Origin of the sequence: Paenibacillus sp. FSL H3-0286, from assembly GCF_045040705.1 — a bacterium.
GTDB lineage: Bacteria > Bacillota > Bacilli > Paenibacillales > Paenibacillaceae > Paenibacillus_AQ > Paenibacillus_AQ odorifer.
In genome coordinates this window covers 6540157-6562468 of record NZ_CP150285.1, presented here as the reverse complement: position 1 = coordinate 6562468, position 22312 = coordinate 6540157, and the positions used below count along the sequence as shown (strand labels likewise).

The window sequence follows — 22312 nt, the reverse complement described above, 5'->3', positions numbered from 1 at the left end:
GGAGCAGGAGGGATGAAGAATAATGAAAGAGGCTCAGCTCTAGTATTAGTTATGTTTGTTGCTCTTCTACTTACTATACTCGGAGTAGCTGTACTCGGGGCAACGATGGGTGGCGCACAACGAACGGAGACAAGGGAAAACGACGTGCAGAGCCTGCATCTGGCTCAAAAGGGGCTCGATGAAGCAGCGGCATACATACAGACGAAGTTGGACGGGCGTACGGATATTGACCCTGATCATATGGAAGATGAGATTAAAAGTATTGTTAGTGAGGTGACCACCAAAGTTGTCGGCGTTAACAATGGCGTAAGTACGGGATTATCTGGAGCTGGCGGTACGATCAAAAGTATCACTTATGAGAAGCAGGATAAGCAAAAATATTATGTAGATATTGAAGCACAAGCCACAGTTAATGGCGTCATCAGACAGCTGAGACAAAAGATTGTCATTGATACCTATCCTGATTTTCTTAAATATGCTTTTGGATCGGAAAAAGTATTAACATTAAACGGAGCACCTGGTCTCCATGGCAATATATATGCGGGTGAAGAACTAAACATCAGCGATACGGCTGTTTATACGTATAAGAAAGTGAAAGATCTTAAAGAAAAGACTCAATATCCTAAAGTAGAATTACTAAAAGACTCTGCCAGTCCAGCATCTACGGAACCTCTTCCTGAGGTGCATGTGCAATCACTTGAAAGTATTAAATATTCCGGAAATGGAATTATTAACGCAGCAGTAAATAAAAACAATGCCTCAATTATTCTTCCTAACATACTGGGAGTTAATAAAGAGCAGGTGTTTATCAAACCGCAAAAAAAGTTCGTGCAGATTAATGTGCTGGAATCGTTTCTTGATAAAGTGGAGGAAGCGACAGGGTTGACCGGGAAAAGGTCTGAACTTGAGCAAGCTATTGTGGAAGGAAGATTGGGTAATTACTTAAGTGCAACAGCATTGGATAGATTACCCGATGAGAATCCACCCTACACTGAGCCAGTACTTGAAGATAATCCGACAAAAGAAGAAAAGGATAAGTACGAACTAGAGTACAGCCAATACTTAGAACAATTGAGCATATATCAGAATTCCTTGTTGGATAAGGATTTGAATAATTCTACTGTTTATAACAGTAATCTGCTTATCGATGGAATTGATTACAAACAGTTAAAGTTTAGTGATGAAGCCAAAACAGGTAATCCTTCTAATAAGCCCAAATGGTTTATTGTTAATGGTGATCTGGAGGTAAATAACTATAGTCCAGATATAACTAAATTTTTGGAGATTCAAGCTAATATTCTAGTTACAGGTAATGTTACTATTAAAGGACAGGTGAAATTCAACTCTACTATGTTTGTTTTAGGAGAAACGAAAGTCGAGGACGCCGTGATCCAAGGTTTAAGTAGTAAGGAGTTAGTCCTCATATCTCAAGGAGATGTGCTCATTAACCGAATTGATACTTTTACTAATCCACCTAAGAAAAAAGTTGAGCAGGATTCATTTTATATGAAAGCTTTTTTTTACACGGATAGTGACGCTGATTTGTACGGAGTGGGGTCAATCTTTTGGTTAAATGGTGGCTTCTTTGCCAAAGGGAATCTTACAGTAAACGCAGTACTAGGAGGAGTAACTGAGCCCTTAGATCCGGCTCTCGGCTTTAATTTTGAAAATCAGGATGCGGATCGATATAATTTGGGTCACCGTTTTCAGATTCAATATAATCAGGATGTTTTTACTCATCAGCAGTCTAGCCTCCCGCGTGTGCAGCAGGTGAATGTAACTGTAGGCCCTCTGGAGCTTGTGAGTCATTGAGACCAATTGAAAAAGGGTATCCTTAAGCGAGTGCTTAGGGATACCCTTTTTTTCGTTGGAAGTTTCTTATTTTTAAATGTAAAGATTAGTAACGATCGTCATTCTGAGGTGCTACAACCTTAACTGTAATATCTGCTTCTGCTGTTGTGCCTGTGCTTCCGGTATAAGTAACTGTAATGGTGGTTGATCCCTTTTTGACACCTGTAACAATTCCTCTGCTATCAATATTGGTTCCATTATCGACACTGGCGATTCCAGAATTGTCGCTTACCCAACTCAAGTTACCTTTGATTTGCTCGATCGAGATGGAGGTAGGGAATGCCCATAAAATATTGGTTAACGGGAAAGTATGGCCCACTTCAATAGTAATGGACTGTTCTTTAAATCTTAACCCTTTCAAAGCATCAACGATGTTAACCTCGTGTGTTGAAGTCATATCTTTGAATGAAACCTCAATCAGCAGTCCTTCTTTAGCGGTATCACCAGCCGTCAATTTAGCGGTTGAGCCATCACTAGAAGGCGTAAGAGTAGCAATATGATCATTCGTAATAGTGTCATCCGTAATATTTTTATCCGTTGATTTCACGAATCTCCATCTTAGCGTTGCTGGATCAGCATCCGTAGGATTTCTACTTGCGCTTAGGTCGATTTGTCCTCCTATCAATACCGTTGTTGGACCTGTAATCGACAATGAGGTTAGTGGGTTAGTAACTGTTATGGTTTTCTCTTGGGTAATTGGAACCGGGTTACTTGAATTTACAGTAAGACTTACTAGGTAAGTTCCTGACTGCGTCGCACTGAAAATCTTTTCGGTATCATCACCGGGATACTCTGGATTGGTATTAATTACAGCAGTGCTTGCCCCAGAGGTAATGTTTTTAACGGACCAGATATAGGTTATGTTGGTCTCAGGTTCTTTACTGTCTTGGACGTACGAGGCACTTAACGTAATGGATTCATAGATTCTCGCTGTTTCATATCCTTTAATTGATAGAGAACGAGAATTACGTTCTTCTACAGTTATGAATGCAGTACCAGTAACTTCGCTACCATCAAGAGCCTTAACAGTGACTTGTGCTGTTCCTTTGGCCAACCCGATAATATCGCCACTGCTGGAGTCTATTTGTACAACTGAAGCATTACTAGTTGTCCAGAGGAATGCAGAATTACTTAAATCAGAAGGCGTAACTATTGGAATTAGTCGAATCTTATCTCCTACATAAATAGCTTTGTCATCCAATTGCAGGGTTTTAATTTTATATTCGGCTGTAAAAGTTAAAGTCTCAAACGAAACCGTAGTCCGCGCTAAATTAGTCGATGAAGGATCTGTTGGGATTGGAACAGGTAGCGGATAGATTTCCGCTGGTAGGCTACCGGTAAAAGGGAAATGGTATAAAGTGGCACTACTCATATTCATTGAAGCTCCAATGATTGTTCCATACACCTGTCCTCCATCAAAGTTTATAGTAGATCGTGGTGCCAGAATGGTTCCGTATACGTTGGCTTGGGAAATTAGCAAAGGCTTGGCGTTAGGGAAGTTGTATAGCACACGGCTACCGTCGCTCCCCAGTGGGAAATGTAAGAATGGTTCACTGTTACTGTCTTGTTGTACATTAACAATTACCGTTGATCCTTGCGGAACCTTAAGCTCGGAACTGTTAAGCGTATTTAACGCTGAACTAGAAATATTAACAATATTGATATCTGAGTTACCTGTGACCGTAAGTTTTCCGTATTCATGAGTCGCCGTGGCATTGGAAGGCAACTTGGCAATAGCATCAGAGAGTCCAAGGAGATAACTCTCTTGCTTGTTGAAATCGAGAAGTTCTCCGTAATTGATGGTACCATTTTGGATAGAACCAGGACGTTGGTCTTTAACGGTGCCTTTAACCATTAGGTTTCCGTAAACTGTTCCTTCAGGAAGGGAAACATCTCCGCCCGTGACAATACCATATGGCACTTGGTCTTTAAATTGTTCATTTACTGTAATACCCGCGTTGTTGAAGTTGACTGTTCCCCCAGAAGCCAGTGGTCCCTTGATAGTGCCTCCACGAAGTGAAGTGGTATGAAGGATAAATGCGTTGTATTTACCTAAGATTCCTAGAGGTGGCAATGTGGCATGAATATCGACATAACTAAGTTTGGAATCATTTAAAATATAGGTTTGGGTCTCGGTCGGTTTAACTGTGATTTGGAACGTTATAGGCTGTTCAGAGTCTGGTTTATAGATTTGGGCGCCGTTCACCGTTTTCAGTGAATAGGTTATGTTATTTAGATTGCGTGTCAATCTAAACCCACTGGTTGCATTTCCAGTGACTATCGTACCGGCTGGTAATTCTCCTAAAATCTCCAGGTTAGGTGGGAGATTCTCGGTAAATACAATATCCGATATTAATTGTGTGTTAGAGGTCTGGTTGACCGTGCCGACTTTATCAAACGGTACAGATTTTGGGGTGATGGAATAACTAAGAGTGACCGGTTCTCCCTTTTCTATTTTGCCGTTCACAACATTCTGAGAGAGAGATCGTGTTACACTCAAATTGGTGTTCGACGGCAGGACATTTACTCTGAGCGTTTTAATTGAGAGCGCCCCATTTTGATCCCAAGCTTTAATTTCGATGTCGAGTAGACCTCCGTTAGGAAGCGGATTGTCAACTGTTCTATATATATTTTGACCGGACTTGATGTCCATCTTGCTTATTTCATTCATAGGAAAGTATGTGTTCCCTGATTTGAAACGGACTTCAGTTGTTAGATCACGATCGTTAAAGTCCAGATCAGTTACTGTATAGTCGACAAGGAGTGTTTTTTGATAAGACGGAATCGATGAATCATTAGCCGGCGTATGCACGGTAATCTCTGGAGCATGATTGGCACCAATAAAAGCACGATACATAGTATTAACGAACAATTGTTGTTCCCAGACAGGGAATTTCTTTAGATTGGCTGGAATATCACTTACTCCAAAAAAGTGACCTGTACCTGAGTAGGTAATATTTCCTTTGGAATATGTGTAATATTGATTCCAGCTATCCTCGGTATCACGTTGGTATTGATTATATTCTCCATTTGGTTTTATCCTCGTACCTGATGCTTCACTTTGAATGTTATACCAAGATACTACTTCGGGATCTTCCAGATTAAGTGTGAAGTACTGGTTATGTGTTGGTGCAATTTGTGGTGTGGAAATATCGATTTGCTGGTTGCTGTCGTCCCTCTTGCTTAGATAAAAAGGATATTCCATCAAAAGCCCGTCATTCACCGGCTTAACCTTGGTGGAAAGATTGATGGCATTATGGCCTAAGTTGGTCTCAGGATTCACCTGACCAGTAATCCCCATGAAATTATTGATCCAGTTCTTTTTATTTGCATCTAAATTAATGATGGTATCGTGAGTGAACAAGGCGCTTTGCTTGAAAGTACCAGTAAATTGTGTAATAGCGTTAATCGCATTAGTGTTTAAATTAGATTTTTTGTAGTATTCGTCTACAAATCCAAAGATGAGCATGTCATAGGTGCCATTTAATCCGTAACTATGTGTTGCAGCATAGCTGTCATCAACATATTTTTTAAATTCAGTCATCGTTTTGATTTTTATATCGAGCTTATAGTCAGATGTATCGAGAAAATTTGGATTCATATTACTAGTGTCTAGGAGGCTGCTTTCCGTTAGAGTGTCAGGCATAATCTGAAGAATATTTACTATGGTTTTCTCGCCACGGTAACGAATTACACCGCTGTCGAAGTCTTTTAATTGTCTACTGTGATAATCATTAACTTCTAGCTTCCAGTAGAGCAACCCAGAGTATGTTTTTGGCAGAGTGTATTCAATAGTTCCGCTGGACGTACTAATCTCAGTTTCAGCAACGACCTGTTCTTCTCCCATTTTGATGGATTTATCAAGACCAACGTACAGTTTGACTGAGAGTGGAGCACTATTTTGTGTAGAGGGTGTGGTGACATTGAAATTAAAAGAAAGCTTCTCCCCAGGAACATAGATTTTGCTGTTAGTTGCATTAGGGTCATAGTTGGGAATTCTATTCGTAATTTGTAGACGAGGGCGTTTCTTCAAGTCGCTTATGTATTTGGAGTCTTGTTTTTTTAAATCGGCAAAAATATCCGCCAGTTCACTGTCATCTACAAACTTAACATTTGGGTTGGAGGTGGAAAGACGATAACTGTTAAAAGAGCTGTACAGTATACCTTGCTCAGTTTGAGGTTTTGCATCTTTGTCTTTAAAGGGCTGGCTATGAAAAAAAACATATAATCCCTTGTTGATAAATTCCTTCGTAATTTGATCAGCCTTCAGATGAGTAATGTCATTCTTCATACTTTTGGTATTAAGGGCCTTAGCTCTATTTTCCTCCGAGGCGGGTTGTTGATTACTTACCTGTGCAGGATTGTAAGTCCCCTTCCCGATATATACCGCATCATATCTCCCGTCCAGATCATCCCGCAGCGCCACAAAGCGCTTCATACTCATCGTGTCGATGGTAAGGTTAGATATTCCCGTTTTTAGAGACGCAAGCTCACTAACCCCACTCTCTGTAACCTCCAGCATACGAATTTGGTATTCATTAGAACTGGCATCGACATTCATAAAGTGATTTTTGATTGGCAGAACAAGCAGAAGGAGAAGTAGGGTAGTTACTGTAAAAATAAAAACTTTTTTGTTACTGGCAAGTTTCATTGTCATCTCTCCCTGATTGTTAACTATTGGCAGATATGGTCGTATTCCGTCTCGTATATGCTAGATTCCGACAGCCTTTTTCATTCCGTGTCGTTGTAAAATTATCCAATCTATGTTATATACATTCTAGGACATTCAGCATTGATAGACAACATAAATCTATTGAAATATACCTATTAAATTATAACTAAAGTCCTAGTTAGATTGAAAAATACTCAAAATTGACAAATTTATGGAAGGTATATTTATGGTAATTATATCTTTCGTTTTTGAGTGAATTTTGCTGGGAGTTTGATTTCTATTTCTATAAAAAATATCCATTATTTCAGCCGGCATAAATAACGGCATACGGAGATGAATAGATTTGGCTATCGCGAAAAAGAGACTGGGAGACTTGCTGGTAGAAAATAATATTATTTCGCAGGACCAGTTGCTTGAGGCTCTCGCGGAACAGCGTAAGAGTAAACGTAAGCTCGGCGATCTGCTAATCTCTCAAGGCTATATCACGGAGCAGCAGCTGATTGAAGTGCTTGAATTTCAACTCGGCATCCCGCATGTCAGTTTATTTAAATACCAGATAGATCCCGCAATCACGCAGATTATCCCTGAAAGTATGGCTAAGCGATATCAGGTGCTTCCATTCTTAAAAGAGGGCGGCAAGCTGATGGTTGCGATGGCGGACCCGCTGGATTATTTTGCGATAGAAGATTTACGAATGAGTACTGGTTTTCGGATCGAACCCGCTATTTCTACGAGAGATGAGCTGCAGCGGGCGATTGCGCGTCACTATGGCATGCGCGATTCTATGAATCAGATGCTGGTAGAACTTCCGACACAGGAAGAAATAGAGGAGACCGAGATTACAGATGAGGACTCTCCAATCGTACGTTTGGTCAACCAGATGATTCAGCAGGCAGTTGCCCTGCGGGCGTCTGATATACATATGGATCCAGGTGAAAATAATTTAACCATCCGCTACCGCATTGACGGAACCTTACGGACAGAGCGGATTATTCCTAAGCAGATGCAGGGCTTTATCACCGCCCGTCTGAAAATAATGGCCCGCCTGAATATCGCAGAACGGCGTTTGCCGCAGGACGGGCGGATCAAAATGCAGTTCGATTACAAAATGGTAGATATTCGTGTGTCTTCATTACCAACGATGCACGGAGAGAAGATTGTGCTGCGGCTGCTAGATTTAAGCACAGGGGTCAAATCCGTAGATGCTTTGGGATTCAGTGAGGGGAATGCAGAAGTTTTTAAGGAGATGATAGCTCGTCCTTATGGGATTTTGCTGATCACGGGACCTACAGGCAGCGGAAAAACAACAACTTTATATTCAGCGTTAAATCAACTTAATGTAGAAAGCGCAAATATTATCACAGTCGAAGATCCAGTGGAATACCAGCTTGAAGGAGTAAATCAAGTACACGTAAACTCGGCTATTGGACTAACCTTTGCAGCTGGGCTGCGTTCGATTCTTCGACAAGATCCGAATATCGTAATGGTCGGTGAGATACGGGATGCGGAAACTGCTGAAATTGCTGTTCGCGCCTCATTAACGGGTCATCTAGTGTTGTCTACTTTACATACAAACGATGCGATTAGCTCCGTCTCCCGATTGCGGGATATGGGGGTAGAACCTTATTTGATCGCTTCTTCGCTGATTGGTGTGGTAGCACAGCGGCTGGTGCGCAAAATCTGCACTGACTGCAAAGAAACCTACAAACCATCTGAACAGGAAGCAATTATGCTACGTAGCTTAGGACTACCTGCGGAAGCATTACAGCGTGGACGCGGCTGTGGTAGCTGTAACAATTCTGGCTACCGTGGACGAATAGCGATTCATGAAGTACTCAGTATTGATGATCACTTACGGCAGCTCATTACAAATACTGCCTCAGTAGAAGAACTGCGTGCAGCAGGTAAAGCGCGAGGGCTTGTTCAACTGATGGATGACGGACTACTCAAGGTCAGTCAAGGAATTACAACGCTTCAAGAAGTCATGCGCGAGACGGTCTCACATTAGAGGTTAACAGGGATTTAGCATTCTAACTTAGGGGGAGCGGCTAATGCCAACGTATACGCGGGATATTAGACAACTATTACAAACGGCTTACTCCTCCAAAGCTTCTGACTTACATATTTCTGTAGGATCACCGCCGGTTATTCGGATGGATGGAAAGCTGCACTCGCTTGAGGGTGAATCCGTGGTTGCTGAAGAAGCGGCAGATATGGCCAAAACGCTACTTGGTAATGAACGAATTGAAGCATTTCGGAATGCGGGCGAGTTGGATTTTTCATATCCGCTTGATGGTGGGGTAAGATTCCGGGTGAACGTTTATCGTCAGCGGGGCGAGGTTAGTATCGCCGCCCGGGCCATTCCTGCAGAGATTCCGAGTCTGGAACAGCTGTCGATGCCTTCGATTTTAACTACTTTGTCGCTTAAGCCACAAGGTCTAATTTTGGTTACAGGACCCACAGGCAGCGGCAAATCTTCTACGCTTGCAGCTATGCTGAATTATATTAACCAGACGGAGAGCAAGCATATAGTGACGTTGGAAGATCCGATAGAATTTCTACATAACCATGGAACCTGTCTAGTAGATCAACGTGAAGTGGGAAGTGATACGGCTAGTTTTGCTAATGGATTGCGTGCTGCCTTACGTCAGGATCCGGATGTCATTCTCGTTGGTGAGATGCGGGATTTGGAGACCATTTCAGCAGCGGTTACGGCCGCAGAGACAGGTCATCTTGTGATGGCAACTTTACACACAACAGACGCACCACAGACGATTGACCGAATTATCGACGCTTTTCCGGGCCATCAGCAGGGACAGATTCGTTCACAACTAGCATCAGTGCTGCTGGCAGTAGTCAGTCAGCGGTTGTTCCCAAGGGCTGGAGGTCGGGGGCGTTTATGCGCTACGGAAATTTTGATCAATACACCAGCCGTAGCCAATCTTATTCGTACCGAAAAAACACATCAGATCAAAAATGTGATGCAAACGGGACGCTCACAAGGCATGCACACCTTGGACATGAGCATCCGTGACTATTTATCGCAGGGGCTTATTGATCCAACAGCAGCTAAGGCGTTTATGGCGGAGGTGAGCAGCTGATGCCTCTTTTTGAATATCAGGTGAAGACATCCGCAGGCAAATCTATCAAAGGGAAACTAACGGCAACCGATAAACCTACGGCGATGGAGGAGCTACGCAAGCGGGGACTTACGGTATTTTCACTGATTGAACGCAAAACCACAATTTTATCGATGGACATTTATATTGGTAATCCCGTTAAGCCGCTTCATTTCATCATTTATTGCAGGCAGTTTGCCACGCTTATGCGGGCGGGGGTATCGATTGTGGATGCAACGCGTATTTTGGCAGAGCAGACCGAGAGTAAGCCACTGCGCAAAGCGTTAGTAGATGTTAATTCCAGCCTGATGCGCGGGATATCGTTCTCACAAGCCGTTCAGGATCATAAAAAAATCTTCCCGCAGCTATTTGTCAGTATGATCCGTGCCGGTGAGGAATCCGGTGATATTGAGGGGACGTTGGACAGGTTGGCTATGTTTTTTGAGAAACAGCACACCACGACAGAGAAGATAAAATCAGCGCTTACGTACCCCATTACCGTAGGGGTTATGGCGATTGCCGCGGTTATCTATCTACTTTGGGCGATTGTGCCGCAGTTTGTAACGATGTTTGAATCGATGGATGCCGAGCTTCCGGCAATTACACAGATGGTCTTGGCACTTAGCAAAAGCATTCAAGGTCAATGGTATTTCTGGATACTCGGAGTACTTCTCCTAGTGATAGCTTTTCAGATTACAAAACGTACGGAAAAGGGTGCTTACGCTCTGGATTATGCCAAGCTTAAGATACCTGTGTTCGGTAAGCTGAATCAAAAAGGCTCGATTGCTCAGTTTACGCGCACATTTTCTTCTCTTTATGCCAGCTCTGTACCGATTCTACAGTCCTTGGTGATTGTTGAGGAGGTAGCAGGAAATAAGGTCATCGGGAAATTCATCCGTAGTGCAGGCGATTCGCTAAGACAAGGAAATCCACTATCTGAGCCGCTAAAAAAAGCTTGGGTCTTTCCGCCACTAGTTACTCAGATGATAGCGATTGGCGAAGAGACAGGGGCGCTCGACACGATGTTGTCTAAGGTAGCTGATTTTTATGAGATGGACGTGGAGAATACCGTCGACCGTTTGAAGTCGCTGCTTGAACCATTATTGATTGCTTTTCTAGCCGCTGTTGTAGGTGTTATTGTGGCCGCCATTATGCTGCCAATGTTTAGTCTGTACGGTAATATGTGAACCTCTTGGTTCCTTATATATATTGAGAGGGGTGACGCCGGGGAGGCGGGGCAAGATCCACGAACTTACGCTGGCGATTAGACGACGATGGACGAGCTGTTTCCGTAAGCACAAGAAAGCTGATGGTGGATTCACTGAAATGAAGGATATAGGCTTTATCACTCACACACCACTTAGAGGGGGAAATTAAATGTTAGCACAAGCGATTAAGAAAAGATTGAGCAAAGAGGAAAATCAAAAGGGGTTTACGCTGATTGAGTTGCTGGCGGTTATTGTTATTTTGGGGATTATTGCGGTTATTGCAATACCGATGATTGGTGGAATTATTAATAAATCAAAAACAGATGCAGATTTAGCAACTGCTCGACAGCTTTATGATGCTTCCAGGATGTACATTATGGGTGAAAAAAATGGAGAATTTAAAAATGCATCAGTGACACTTCAAGAACTTAAGTTAAAAAATTACATTGATAAGACACTAGTTTTACCTAGTACCAAGAAAACGATTGTTGAAGCTTCTACAATAATTAATTACGGCGCTGATGGAGCACTTCAAAAAGTAACAATAGATCCTGCTCCTGAGGGAAGTGTTAGTGGTGAATATTCAGCTGATAAGGTGCTTAGTGCAGAGCCAGCAGCGTCACCAACGCCAACACCAGTGCCTGGTGGCTAACAGGAGTATCTAATTAATCTCTATAAATTCAAACTTACAATCTATCCTAAGGAATCGGACTTCCCGATTCCTTTTTTAAAATCCAGAAGCTAACAGAGGACAGCCATGACGATATTTATCGCAAGTTACATCACATTACTGGGCCTGGTTCTAGGCTCCTTCTATAACGTAGTAGCGCTGCGGGTGCCGGCCAAGGAATCCTTGCTTAATCCGCCGTCACATTGTCCGAACTGCAATACGCGGCTGAAAGTGCGGGATTTGTTTCCGGTGGTAAGCTACCTGCTGTCAGGAGGCAAGTGCCGATACTGCGGCACAAGGGTATCGCCATTATACCCGCTTGGAGAAGCGGCAACGGGTTTGCTTTTTTTATGGGTGTATTTGCAATTTGGTCTGACGGGTAAGGGAATCATCGGGTTCATTCTTGTGAGTTTAGCGGTTATCGTGACGGTTGCGGATTTGAAGTACATGCTGATTCCCAACAAGGTATTGTTGTTTTTTTTACCGCTGCTGCTGATTTTTGTACTGCTATTTCCAGAAGGACCGATATGGCATCATCTGCTAGGAGCTGTGCTTGGGGGAGGGGGCCTTATCCCTTTTGTTCTATTAGGTGGCATGGGGGCTGGAGATGTGAAGTTATTTGCGCTGCTGGGCTTGGTGATTGGCTTTCCGAATGTGATTTTGGCCTTTTTTGTGGCTTGTCTGCTTGGGAGCGTGGTGGGCGGACTGCTGATGCTGCTCGGTGTAATCAAACGTAAACAGCCGGTACCCTTCGGCCCATGGTTAGCTATAGGAGCTTTAATTAGTTTTGGATATGGTTCACACATCATCGGCGCGTATCTCTCGCTCATCGGATAGGAGGACATCGATCACATGCTTGGATTAGGCCCCAAAGTGGCCGGACTTTCAATTGAGGCTGCCGGAATCCGTTACATTAGTTTTAAGAATAAACAGTCATGGGAAGTCCGTAAAAAACGGTTTCTCCCGCTCTTTCCAGGCATGATCATTGAGAATCAGGTGGCGGATAGCGAGGCGCTTTATGATCGGGTAAGGCAGTGGGTGAAGAAGGAAGGGTTAAGGGGAAGTAATGTTTCTTTGTCCATTCCACCTTCGCAGATCATTATCCGTAAAATGAGTATTCCTAGTACCAATGACAAACAGGTAGAACAACTCGTGAAGCTGGAAGTGGAGACGGGATTGCATTTACCTTTTGAAAATCCTGTCTACGACTATGTAACGCTCGAAGTGGATGAGGAGCAAAGTCACCTGCTCGTATTTGCTGCTCCGCGAAAATCGATTCAGGATTACGTAGAAATTCTGGAGCGGGCGGGTCTTCGGATAAGTAGTGTCGAAATTTCGGCAACCGCCTTAGCGCGTGCTATAACCACTGGGCACGGGGAGAGCTTTGCGGAGACGATGCTGATTAATATGGAGCCATCGGTAATGGACATTTATATGTTCAGAAACGGGAATCCGGTCTTCATTCGTACGATAAACTTACTTGATCTACATAAAGGAAGAAATTTAGCGGGAATGGATCTTTTGACAGACAGTGAAACCTTGGCAGAAACAGCTGTCGCTGTGGAAGAACATTTATCACCCGAGCAAATGGTGGAAATCACTGCGGAAATCTCCCGTATGCTCAGCTTTTATCAATACAGCTTGCATGACGGTTCCACTCGTATCAACAATTTAGTGATTACGGGCACTTCCTCGATTCGTAAACAACTGGACCTAGAACTCCAGCAGTCCCTAGCTGAACTTGAAATAACACCAATAAGTCTGGAACAGATGGCTAGTGCTGCTGTTTCTGACCCTGAACTAAATGATTACCGTGTAGCTGCCGGGACCGCTCTAAAAAATAGCATCAACACGGATACGATTGATCTATTGCCGAGAGAAGATCGGGAGACATTGCTATTTCCTTATGTCACGATGGGGCTTGTAGCGATTTGGCTGCTGGGGATGATCGGAACGGGGATTTATTTTTCTGCCAATAAGGGTCAAATCTCTAACGGTAAAGAACAGCTGCAAGGCCTGCAGGATCGCAGTTTAATGCTCCAAGTGGAGCTCGCGAAGCTTAAGAACAGCGGACCTGGACAACTGGATCGGAAAGCAGCCATCACAGTGCTTCAGGACAATAAGGTGATTGCTGTCCCTATCTTGGACGAATTAGTGGAAGGATTGCCTAAGGGGGCACTAATCCGTGATATTAACTATACCTACCGGACATCTATAGATCTGACTGTAAATGTATCCACTATGGAGGATGCGTCCAACTATTTAAGACAACTTCGCCAAATGTCTTTTACGGCCGATGCCTCTGTTCAAAAGCTTACTGAAGGAGCCGCCGATGCCATTTCATACAATACGTATACGGCTATTTATAACGTGAACTTAGCAGCGGCTAAGCAGCAAAACAGTGAAACGGATGCCAGCCAAGGGGAGGTGAGCAGCGATGGAACAGATCAATAAATATCGCTCTCCCATCGTACTAGGGGTGTTAATTCTATTCCTGATATTGTTTGCATTCTATATGCTGGGTGTTCAGCCGACTAATAAGGAAATTTCCGCACAGAGCAGCGAGATCAGTCAGTTGGAAAAGGAAGCAGAAGTCCTCCAAACCAAAATCAATGAGCTGAAGGGCAGCGGCAATGAGGGAGATCTAGAACAGAAGGAATTACTGGGGGAACTCCCAAAGGGCGATGACAGCGAAGGTCTGATTGTTGATTTGCGGGAGGTTAGCACGTCCTCACAAGCGCGGCTAAAGGATCTTAGTTTTGTTTTGGATGAGGCTAATCCGATTCAGCAAATGACAGGTTCAGCTGAGGTGTCATTCCCGACGGTCAAACAGATCAAAATGACTGCAGTGGTGGAGGGCACATATTCGGGGATACGGCAATGGATGGATGAAATACAAGCCTTACCTCGTATTGTGAATGTGGACTCTTTCAATTTTCAGCAGTCCTACGAGGATCGTACTAAGAACAATACGGAGAGTATTTTGACTGCTAACGTAGCTTTTACAGCGTATTTTGAGGCCACCGCAGCAGCATCCAATTAGGGTTCTTGTGCTACTTTATTTAACTATATTACTCCGCTTTTCCTGTGAATCAGGAGGGTGGAGTTTTTTTATATTTTCAAAAGAGTTGTAATACGTTTTCATTCCTCTGTTTATTGGGTATTTTAGCTTGCGGGGTGCATAAGCTGAAACAGTGGCGATCGCCTGTATTTTTTAGATGAAAGAGGAGGAACTTCAGATGAACAAAAAATGGATGCTTGGTTCGTTGGCCCTTTCCTTAGGCCTTTTATCAGCAGGTAGCGGAGTTATGGCAGCTTCATCATCAGTGGGAAGCTCGGCAATAAAAAATGTGGCTGTGATTGGAACAGGAAAAGAAGGTCCAGCTACCATAAACAATTTGACGGTAAAAAGTGTTGTACCGCTTGTTGTACATGCCAGAGCAATCTATTTCTATACTAGCCGCGGGGGCAACTTTTTCCCGATGGAAACCTTCATGTATAAAGCGCAAGAGTACCGTTACCTTTCCAATGATATTGGGACAAAGGCGAAGCTGATGAATTACATAAAAAAAGCCTACACGCATAATGCAGCAGCTTATTATGTGCAGACTCAATTTTTGGAGCATGAAGGTAGAATGTCACAGGTGAATGCGGATCTTGGAAACTCATTAATGTTTGAAAAAGCCACCGCCCGAATGCTCTCCAAAACTGCAACAACCGCTGAATTTGACTTAACAGTTCCTTATTCGAGCGGGCAGGAAGGCAGTGAGTCGGTGTATGTGAAGCTGAAAAAGGTGAATGGATACTGGAGAATTGATACGTCACCGGATATTCTTTTTTGAGGAAGGTTTAGGGTAGAAGAGGAAAGGTAATGAGGTTCTACGCTTGGGCGCGGATAAGGTCAGAGGTATATGCAACACCAGCGAATTTACCTTTGCGAGTGATAATGACACAATCATTTTTCATAGGATCTGGGCGGTTCATAGCGAGGCTCAATACCATATCGAGTGGAGTGGAAATGTCAAGAATGAGCGGGGTTTTGTTCATAAGCTTCATGGCAGGTTCTCTGTAGAACAGGTCTACTCCCGATCTTCCTGTAGCTTTCAAAAAGAAACGTTCGCTCATCAACAATCCGAGGGGTTCATTCATAGCATTGCAGACGACGATACATTTGGATTCTGGATGCTGAAACATGACGCGAAGGGCTTCTCTGCAAGTGCGTGAGGCAAAAATAGCAGGAGCACTGCGGACAATACCAGTAAGATCATTTACAAGAGCTGTTGTCATAGGATGTTCATCCTTTCTGATTATGGGTCTACTTCTAATGTACCCCTGAATCGTAAATTTCAAAGCCGGGTAACGTAAGCTACAGGTAAAATAGATGGCTGGAAAAAATAACCGATCAGACCTTAGGGGCTCTGACCGGTTATTTGTTGTTAGCTATTCACTGCGGACGCCGTCCTCCACCAGCTGCTTTCGGGGGACATCCGGGATTATGGATTTGCTCACGCCTCCACGATTAATGGCGATTAATCGTTTTTGTGCGTAATATACGTCGCGGGACAGTTTATTCACCTCAGTGGATTTACCGTCAACATACTTTGTAATGTAGGTTTCAACAATATATCCGGTTTTCCCATTTTGAATAACGCGTGAGCTGCCACGAGGCAGTGAAGAATCGTTTACGTATTTATCGACTGGTGGGAGTACCTCTACTGTTTTTGAATGAACTTTGTAAGTGACATTTTGCGGAAACGTGCCGAACAGCTTTATGGTCAGTGATTTACCCTGCACAGCTGCTTTAATTATGAGATATTTGCCAGTCGTATTGCGAAAACGAAAGTTGATATAACCTTCAGCGAATGTTGCGTCCTGACCTTTGGGCAAGTAGTTGACGGGCAAGGAATGATTACGGCGTTCCACAATTTCTAGCCCTATACGCAGTGCGGCATTGTAAAGAGTGCTCGACACTTGGCAGATCCCTCCACCAACACCTGCTTGCAGTTTGCCGTTCACAATCACCGGCGCTTCACGGAAGCCGTAATTCACCTTTGCTTTTTCTATAGCTTTTCCATAATCAAAGACGGCTCCAGGCGGGAGAATGGTTCCATCCACAGCTTTGGCAGCAGCTTCCACGTTGTAGCTTCGTCCAGGTCCACTTGCACCTAGAGAGGTGCTGAACTGCATTACTTTTCGCTCGATACCTTGTTCCTTTAATTTCTTTAAAGTTATGTCAGGCTGCAGGATTAACAAAGGGACCTCCATCGTGATTCCCTTCTCCAGCAGGGCATTCAGATGATTAAAGTTGGTGGGGGCAGCTGCTCCTAAGGAAGTCTCCAGAGCTGTCCAATCAACCTCCAGGGAAGTTTGCTCAGAAGTATATACGATTCGGTCATCGCCTGTAATTCGTCGTGTAGCGTCCACTGGTTCACCAAAGGACTCCTTCTCCCAAGTGGGACTTAGAATCTTTTGAAATTGTGCGATTTCAAGATGGGTTTCAAGCCTCCACAGCTGAGGAAAGTTATAGCGTGCCTTTACCCGCTCCCAAAGCGTTCCTTCGGCAAGCTCTTTTAAGCCCTGCTGAAAAGCAGAGGCTTCATAGCTCAATCCAGTCTTACTAAGAGTTAGGGGTAAATCTGCATTGCCTTCCACTTTTAGTACTAGAGGGACGGATTCGAGGGCATGCAGCCGTTTATCCAGCTGGGAGCGGACCTCGGTGAGGGTCATGCCTCCGACCTGCCAGCCGGCAAGGGTTGTACCCTTTGGAAGCGTGGTTTTGCTGCCATATAGATGAAGCCCTCCGTAAATACAGGAGCCGATAAGGACGAGTGCGATGACCACTATGAGGGCAGCATGGATTTTTTTCATGATTAATCTCCTTTTGGGGATTTGGATTGCGCTAAGCAGGCGCGGCCCTGTAACAGAACTTAAAGAACACTTCGTGGGATACCGATAATAAATTAGTAAGAAATAAGTAGTCTCTAATAAAGGGAGTTACGACATCTGATAACAGGCACCGCTAGGTGCTTTTTTATATGTATATGTCCAGTCACTACAAAACTTTCGAATAGTCGTGCAGTTACGGGGTACTCAATCAGTTACAGATTTGTTACAATAGATACATTGCGGAAATATTGAAGTTTATGGAAACTTGAGGTGGACAATGTCGATTCGCACAAGTGGAAAATGTCATAATTGGGAAGTGAGAAAATGATTGAAATGCAAGATGTATGGAAAACGTACCCTAACGGAACTCACGCACTGCAAGGAGTTTCAGTGAAAATCGACCGCAATGAATTCGTGTACGTTGTCGGCCCTTCCGGCGCGGGTAAATCTACTTTTATGAAATTGATTTATAGAGAAGAAGTGCCTACCAAAGGACAGATTTCGGTGGGAGGTTTCAATATAGGAAAGCTAAAACCACGCAAAATTCCTTATGTCCGCCGTAATATCGGCGTTGTATTTCAAGATTTTCGGCTTTTGCCCAGAATGACGGCATACGAGAATGTAGCTTTTGCTATGGAAGTTATTGAAGCGCCGAAAAAAGTCATCAAGAAACGTGTGAATGAGGTTCTTGATTTGGTTGGGCTGAGAAGTAAAGCGAATCGTGAGCCCTCACAGCTTTCTGGTGGTGAGCAGCAACGGATCGCTATTGCACGGGCTATCGTCAACAATCCTTCTGTTATTATTGCGGACGAGCCTACAGGTAACTTAGACCCCGAGACTTCATGGGGCATTATGCAGCTGCTTGACGAGATTAATTTTCGTGGAACAACGATTGTAATGGCTACCCATAACAGAGATATTGTGAACAAAATGCGCAAACGGGTGCTTGCGATTGAGAATGGAAACATTGTCAGAGACCAAGCGAGAGGGGAATATGGTTATGAGTTTTAAAACCTTCTTGCGACATGTGCGGGAAGGCTTCAAAAGCGTATTCCGTAATGGCTGGATGTCGATCGCCTCAATCACTTCGATTGTTGTTTCTCTTTTTGTTCTAGGTGTATTTATTCTTCTTGTTCTTAACGTAAATTCTGTAGCTGATGAGGCAGACAGTCAGGTACAGATCAAAGTGCATCTAGCTTTGAATACAGATCAGAAGATGCGTGAGACCCTGCAGACTGAAATTGGCAATATGCCGGAGATCAGCAAGATTACGTTCATCTCCAAGGAACAGGGACTTAAAGATCTCCGCGCAGATATGGGCGAGGAGGCAGCAGAGCTTCTGGAAGGGTTCGATGAAGACAATAACCCGCTTCCAGATACCCTTCAGGTAGAAGTTATTGAACCTACTACCGTTGCTTTTGTGGCTGAGAAGATTCAAGCCCTTAACAAGACACATACCGAACAGCCTATCTACAAAGTGAAATATGGCAAAGGCTCGATAGAAACATTGTTTAAAATCACGCGTGCCGTACGCAACATTGGCTTTATTTTTGTAGCGGGGCTGGCACTTATGTCTATGTTCCTCATCTCCAATACTATTCGGGTAACGATTCTTGCCCGGCGTAAAGAGATTGGGATTATGAAGCTGGTAGGCGCGACAAATTATTTTATTCGTTGGCCTTTCTTTATAGAAGGGGCATTAATTGGACTCATTGGATCATTGATTACTTCGGGTGTTTTATATGCCGGCTACAAGGGTTTGGAATCTTCGATACAGGGAGATCCAATGCTCGGATTGCAGCTGATCCCTTTCAGTGATATTTGGCTGCTGCTCGTAGGTCTGTTAGTTGGACTAGGTGTGTTGATCGGCGTCTGGGGAAGTACGGTTTCTATTCGTAAGTTTTTGAAAGTTTAATTTAAGAGTGAAGGATGGGGAGTGCGAGTTGAAGAAGATTGCCGCCGGACTAGCCGTAATGTTACTAGCTGTCACTATATTCCAACCCTCTGATGGATATGCCAAAAAAACAAGTGTTGCCGAAATCGATAAGCAATTAAAGCAGCTGCAACAAGAGGTGCAGGAAGCTAAGGCGCAGCAAGAGAAAGCGGAGTCCCAAACGCAGGAAGCGCAGCACTATAAGAATAAGACAAATATCAATTTACAATATGTATTGCAGCAAGTGGATCAAGTTAAAGGCAAAATGACCGAAATCTCTAACAAAATTTCCGACACAGAAGAATCTCTTAATGTTACAGCAACGGAATTGGATGAAGCAGAGGCACGAGTGGCCTCAAGAGAAGAACTCTTAGGATCCCGTGTCCGGTTGATGTACACCGATGGAGCGGTATCTTACCTAGATGTTTTGCTCTCATCGACAAGCTTCTCTGATTTTCTGGGCCGCACCGATTCGCTTAAGATGATTGTGGATCAGGATCAGGAGCTGTTAGTCCAACACAAGCTGGACAAGCAGACAGTTGTAGAGAAAAAGCAGGAGCTTGAGGGGCAATATGCTCAAGCCAAGCAGTTATACACCTCCTTGGAAAATCAGAGAAGCCTGCTGAAAGAGAAGGAAGCGGAGAAGCAGGAGCTTATCGCATTTTATGATAAGCAGATTCAAGAAAGCGATGATCTAAGTGAAGAGCAGAACGAGAAGCTGGTTAAGCTGGCAAGCGAACGTTCTGCTTTGGAAACCCAAAAGGATAAGATTAAAGCTGAGGAAGCAGCGCGCAAAGCAGCAGCCGCCAAAGCAGAAGCGGCACGCCGGGCAGCAGCAGCTGCCAAGAAAGCCGCAGCCAGCAAGGCAAGCAGCAGTTCAAGCTCCAGCTCCTCAACCGCGTATGCTGGTGGAGATGGACCCTTCCTGCTCCCTGTAGGCTCGGCAAGAATCTCCTCCTCCTACGGACCACGGACACACCCTATTACGGGGGAGAAGGGGAAAGTACACACCGGGGTAGACTTTGCAGTTCCACAAGGAACCAATATTCATGCGGCTGATTCGGGAACGGTAATCGTAGCTGAATGGTATAGCGGCTATGGATATTGTGTAATTATTGATCATGGCGGCGGAGTTTGGACCCTCTACGGACATATCCGTAAAGGTGGTATCAAGGTTAGTCCTGGGGATAGAGTCAATCGTGGGGATGTGATTGCTGAATCCGGTTCTACAGGTAATTCGACGGGCCCCCATCTCCATTTTGAAGTTCGGATCGACGGCAAGACAGTAAATCCGATGCCTTATCTCTAATTTTTAAGAACTTATAACTCATATTATTTGAGCGTACGGCATATACTGGAAGAGATACCGTACCTTTCAGGACGGACTTATGGAGTTGTTTGCGAGATGGACAAGAAGGGACGGTGGGAACATCATGTTAAAAAAAAGCACAGCGGCGTTTATGATTATCGCCGCCCTGCTATGCGGTAGTCTGGTGACCTTGGGCGTGACGGGTTATAGTCATGTTATCGGACAAGCTGCAGGAGAAGGACTGGCCTCAGCATTGCAGGTTACTGGCCTTCAGCAGAAGGAATCCCAGAAGCTTGGAACTGCTCTCAGTCTGATTGAGAGCAATTACTACGAGACAGTAGATCGGGAGAAGCTGATAGACGGTGCTGTCAACGGTATGATGGAAGCGCTGGGCGATCCTTATTCCAACTATATGGGCAAAGAAACAGCTGAGAAATTCGAAGAAAGCATTGAGGGTTCCTTTTCAGGTATCGGTGCGGAGGTCTCTTCGGATAATGGCAAGGTAGTCGTGGTCTCTCCGATCAAGGGCTCACCTGCTGAGAAAGCTGGGATTCAGGCCAAAGATGTTATTCTGTCCGTTAACGGTGAATCGCTGGAAGGCATGGAGCTGAATGCAGCTGTTGCCAAGATTCGCGGTCCTAAGGGCAGTGAGGCCACTTTGAAAATACAACGTTCCGGCTCTGTAGAGCCACTCGAATTTGTTCTTACCCGGGATGATGTGAAGCTCGAAACAGTCTACGCTACCATGGAAAAAGACAATGTGGGTGTAATCGAGGTTACGCAGTTCTCCCTGAATACCGCAGAACGATTCAAGGAAGAGCTGGAGAAGCTGGAGAAGCAAGGCATGAAGGGACTTGTTATTGACGTCCGTAATGATCCAGGTGGTGTTCTTCCGATTGTTATTGAAATGGCAGAGCAATTCGTTCCAGCTGGAAAATCTATAGTGCAAATAGAATATAAAGACAAAAAACGCGAAGTTAGTACCTCAAAAGGATCGAGTAAAGCTTATCCAGTGGTCGTGCTGATGAATAAAGGTAGCGCAAGTGCTTCGGAAATATTGGCGGGTGCTTTGCAGCAGTCGGCAGGAGCTAAGCTAATCGGTGACAATTCTTTCGGTAAAGGTACCGTGCAGACGAGCTTTGACAAACAGCTTGGAGACGGCAGCTTGCTGAAAGTTACCATTGCCAAATGGCTTACGCCAGACGGCACATGGATCCACGGTAAGGGCATTAAACCTGATATCGCGGTAGCGCAGCCGGATTACTTCTCGGTGGCTCCGATTAACAAGAGCGTGGCGCTGCAATATAATATGAACAACGCTGATGTGAAGAGTGCACAGACGATGCTGGACGGTTTGGGTTACAAGCCTGGACGTAAAGATGGCTATTTCGATGCTGGCACTAAGGACGCAGTGAAGAAGTTCCAAAGTACAGCAAAGCTCCAAGTCACAGGCATAATTGACGCCAAGACAGCCGAGGCGCTGGAAGCAGCGCTGATCAAGGTCATTCAAGACCCTGCTCACGACAACCAACGGAATAAAGGGATTGCTGAGATTCAGAAGGAAATTAAGGCGGCAGCGTCGAAAAAGTAAGAAGGCTGAATTCAGCCTTCTTTTTTTCTTTTAGATATGAAAATGCCAACCGACGTAGAGGAATTAGAATATA

Annotated in this window: 16 protein-coding genes; 13 read left to right on the top strand and 3 right to left on the bottom strand. The window is 44.2% G+C overall.

All coding sequences use genetic code 11. The features are described 5' to 3' along the window. Window positions 1–12: 12 nt before the first annotated feature. Window positions 13–1812 carry a hypothetical protein gene (locus tag MHB37_RS29320; RefSeq protein ID WP_076140747.1) on the top strand — a complete coding sequence of 600 codons (1800 nt, stop codon included), beginning with the start codon at window positions 13–15 and terminating at the stop codon, window positions 1810–1812. 85 nt (window positions 1813–1897) lie between these two features. On the opposite strand, the gene MHB37_RS29315 is transcribed toward MHB37_RS29320, so the two are convergent. Next, a complete protein-coding gene (locus tag MHB37_RS29315) occupies window positions 1898–6502 on the bottom strand; it encodes a DUF5057 domain-containing protein (RefSeq protein WP_076192428.1) in 4605 nt (1534 codons plus the stop codon). 364 nt (window positions 6503–6866) lie between these two features. Here MHB37_RS29315 and MHB37_RS29310 point away from each other — a divergent pair, with 364 nt between their 5' ends. From MHB37_RS29310 to MHB37_RS29275, 8 genes are all read left to right on the top strand, one after another. After that, window positions 6867–8531, top strand: coding sequence for an ATPase, T2SS/T4P/T4SS family (locus MHB37_RS29310; RefSeq protein WP_340392977.1), 1665 nt, complete (start codon window positions 6867–6869; stop codon window positions 8529–8531). A 43-nt stretch (window positions 8532–8574) separates the two neighbouring features. Next, window positions 8575–9624: a type IV pilus twitching motility protein PilT gene (locus MHB37_RS29305; RefSeq protein WP_076303610.1), complete on the top strand. Its 1050-nt coding sequence runs from the start codon at window positions 8575–8577 to the stop codon at window positions 9622–9624. Then, entirely contained in the window at window positions 9624–10829 is a 1206-nt protein-coding gene (locus MHB37_RS29300; RefSeq protein WP_036678542.1) for a type II secretion system F family protein, read from the top strand. The genes MHB37_RS29305 and MHB37_RS29300 overlap by 1 nt, the downstream gene beginning before the upstream one ends. A gap of 190 nt (window positions 10830–11019) precedes the next feature. After that, window positions 11020–11502 carry a type II secretion system protein gene (locus MHB37_RS29295; RefSeq protein ID WP_340392975.1) on the top strand — a complete coding sequence of 161 codons (483 nt, stop codon included), beginning with the start codon at window positions 11020–11022 and terminating at the stop codon, window positions 11500–11502. A gap of 105 nt (window positions 11503–11607) precedes the next feature. Then, window positions 11608–12357: a prepilin peptidase gene (locus tag MHB37_RS29290; protein WP_405168777.1), complete on the top strand. Its 750-nt coding sequence runs from the start codon at window positions 11608–11610 to the stop codon at window positions 12355–12357. A gap of 15 nt (window positions 12358–12372) precedes the next feature. Continuing rightward, entirely contained in the window at window positions 12373–13974 is a 1602-nt protein-coding gene (pilM, locus tag MHB37_RS29285) for a pilus assembly protein PilM (protein ID WP_405168776.1), read from the top strand. After that, window positions 13958–14563, top strand: a complete 606-nt coding sequence (locus MHB37_RS29280; RefSeq protein ID WP_076182144.1) for a type 4a pilus biogenesis protein PilO — start codon at window positions 13958–13960, stop codon at window positions 14561–14563. The genes pilM and MHB37_RS29280 overlap by 17 nt, the downstream gene beginning before the upstream one ends. 196 nt (window positions 14564–14759) lie before the next feature. Then, window positions 14760–15362, top strand: a complete 603-nt coding sequence (locus MHB37_RS29275) for a DL-endopeptidase inhibitor IseA family protein (protein WP_051491029.1) — start codon at window positions 14760–14762, stop codon at window positions 15360–15362. Between the two features lie 37 nt (window positions 15363–15399). Here the strand turns inward: MHB37_RS29275 and MHB37_RS29270 are convergent, their stop codons facing one another. Together MHB37_RS29270 and MHB37_RS29265 are read right to left on the bottom strand one after the other, a co-directional pair. After that, the gene (locus tag MHB37_RS29270) at window positions 15400–15807 is read right to left on the bottom strand and encodes a CBS domain-containing protein (protein ID WP_076123832.1); all 408 of its coding nucleotides are present in this window, start codon (window positions 15805–15807) and stop codon (window positions 15400–15402) included. Window positions 15808–15960: 153 nt separating this feature from the next. Beyond that, window positions 15961–17388 (bottom strand): VanW family protein, encoded by a 1428-nt coding sequence (locus tag MHB37_RS29265; protein ID WP_405168775.1) that lies wholly within the window; start codon window positions 17386–17388, stop codon window positions 15961–15963. Between the two features lie 342 nt (window positions 17389–17730). Between MHB37_RS29265 and ftsE the strand changes: the two genes are divergently transcribed. The 4 genes from ftsE to MHB37_RS29245 all read left to right on the top strand — a co-directional run bounded on the left by ftsE (window position 17731) and on the right by MHB37_RS29245 (window position 22239). Further along, the gene (gene ftsE / locus MHB37_RS29260; RefSeq protein ID WP_036678556.1) at window positions 17731–18417 is read left to right on the top strand and encodes a cell division ATP-binding protein FtsE; all 687 of its coding nucleotides are present in this window, start codon (window positions 17731–17733) and stop codon (window positions 18415–18417) included. Continuing rightward, on the top strand, window positions 18407–19321 hold the full coding sequence (gene ftsX, locus MHB37_RS29255) for a permease-like cell division protein FtsX (protein WP_076123828.1): 915 nt from the start codon (window positions 18407–18409) through the stop codon (window positions 19319–19321). Before ftsE ends, ftsX begins: the two co-directional genes overlap by 11 nt. A 28-nt stretch (window positions 19322–19349) precedes the next feature. Then, on the top strand, window positions 19350–20648 hold the full coding sequence (locus MHB37_RS29250; RefSeq protein ID WP_076123826.1) for a murein hydrolase activator EnvC: 1299 nt from the start codon (window positions 19350–19352) through the stop codon (window positions 20646–20648). Between the two features lie 124 nt (window positions 20649–20772). Beyond that, on the top strand, window positions 20773–22239 hold the full coding sequence (locus MHB37_RS29245; RefSeq protein ID WP_280753171.1) for a S41 family peptidase: 1467 nt from the start codon (window positions 20773–20775) through the stop codon (window positions 22237–22239). Window positions 22240–22312: the final 73 nt, after the last annotated feature.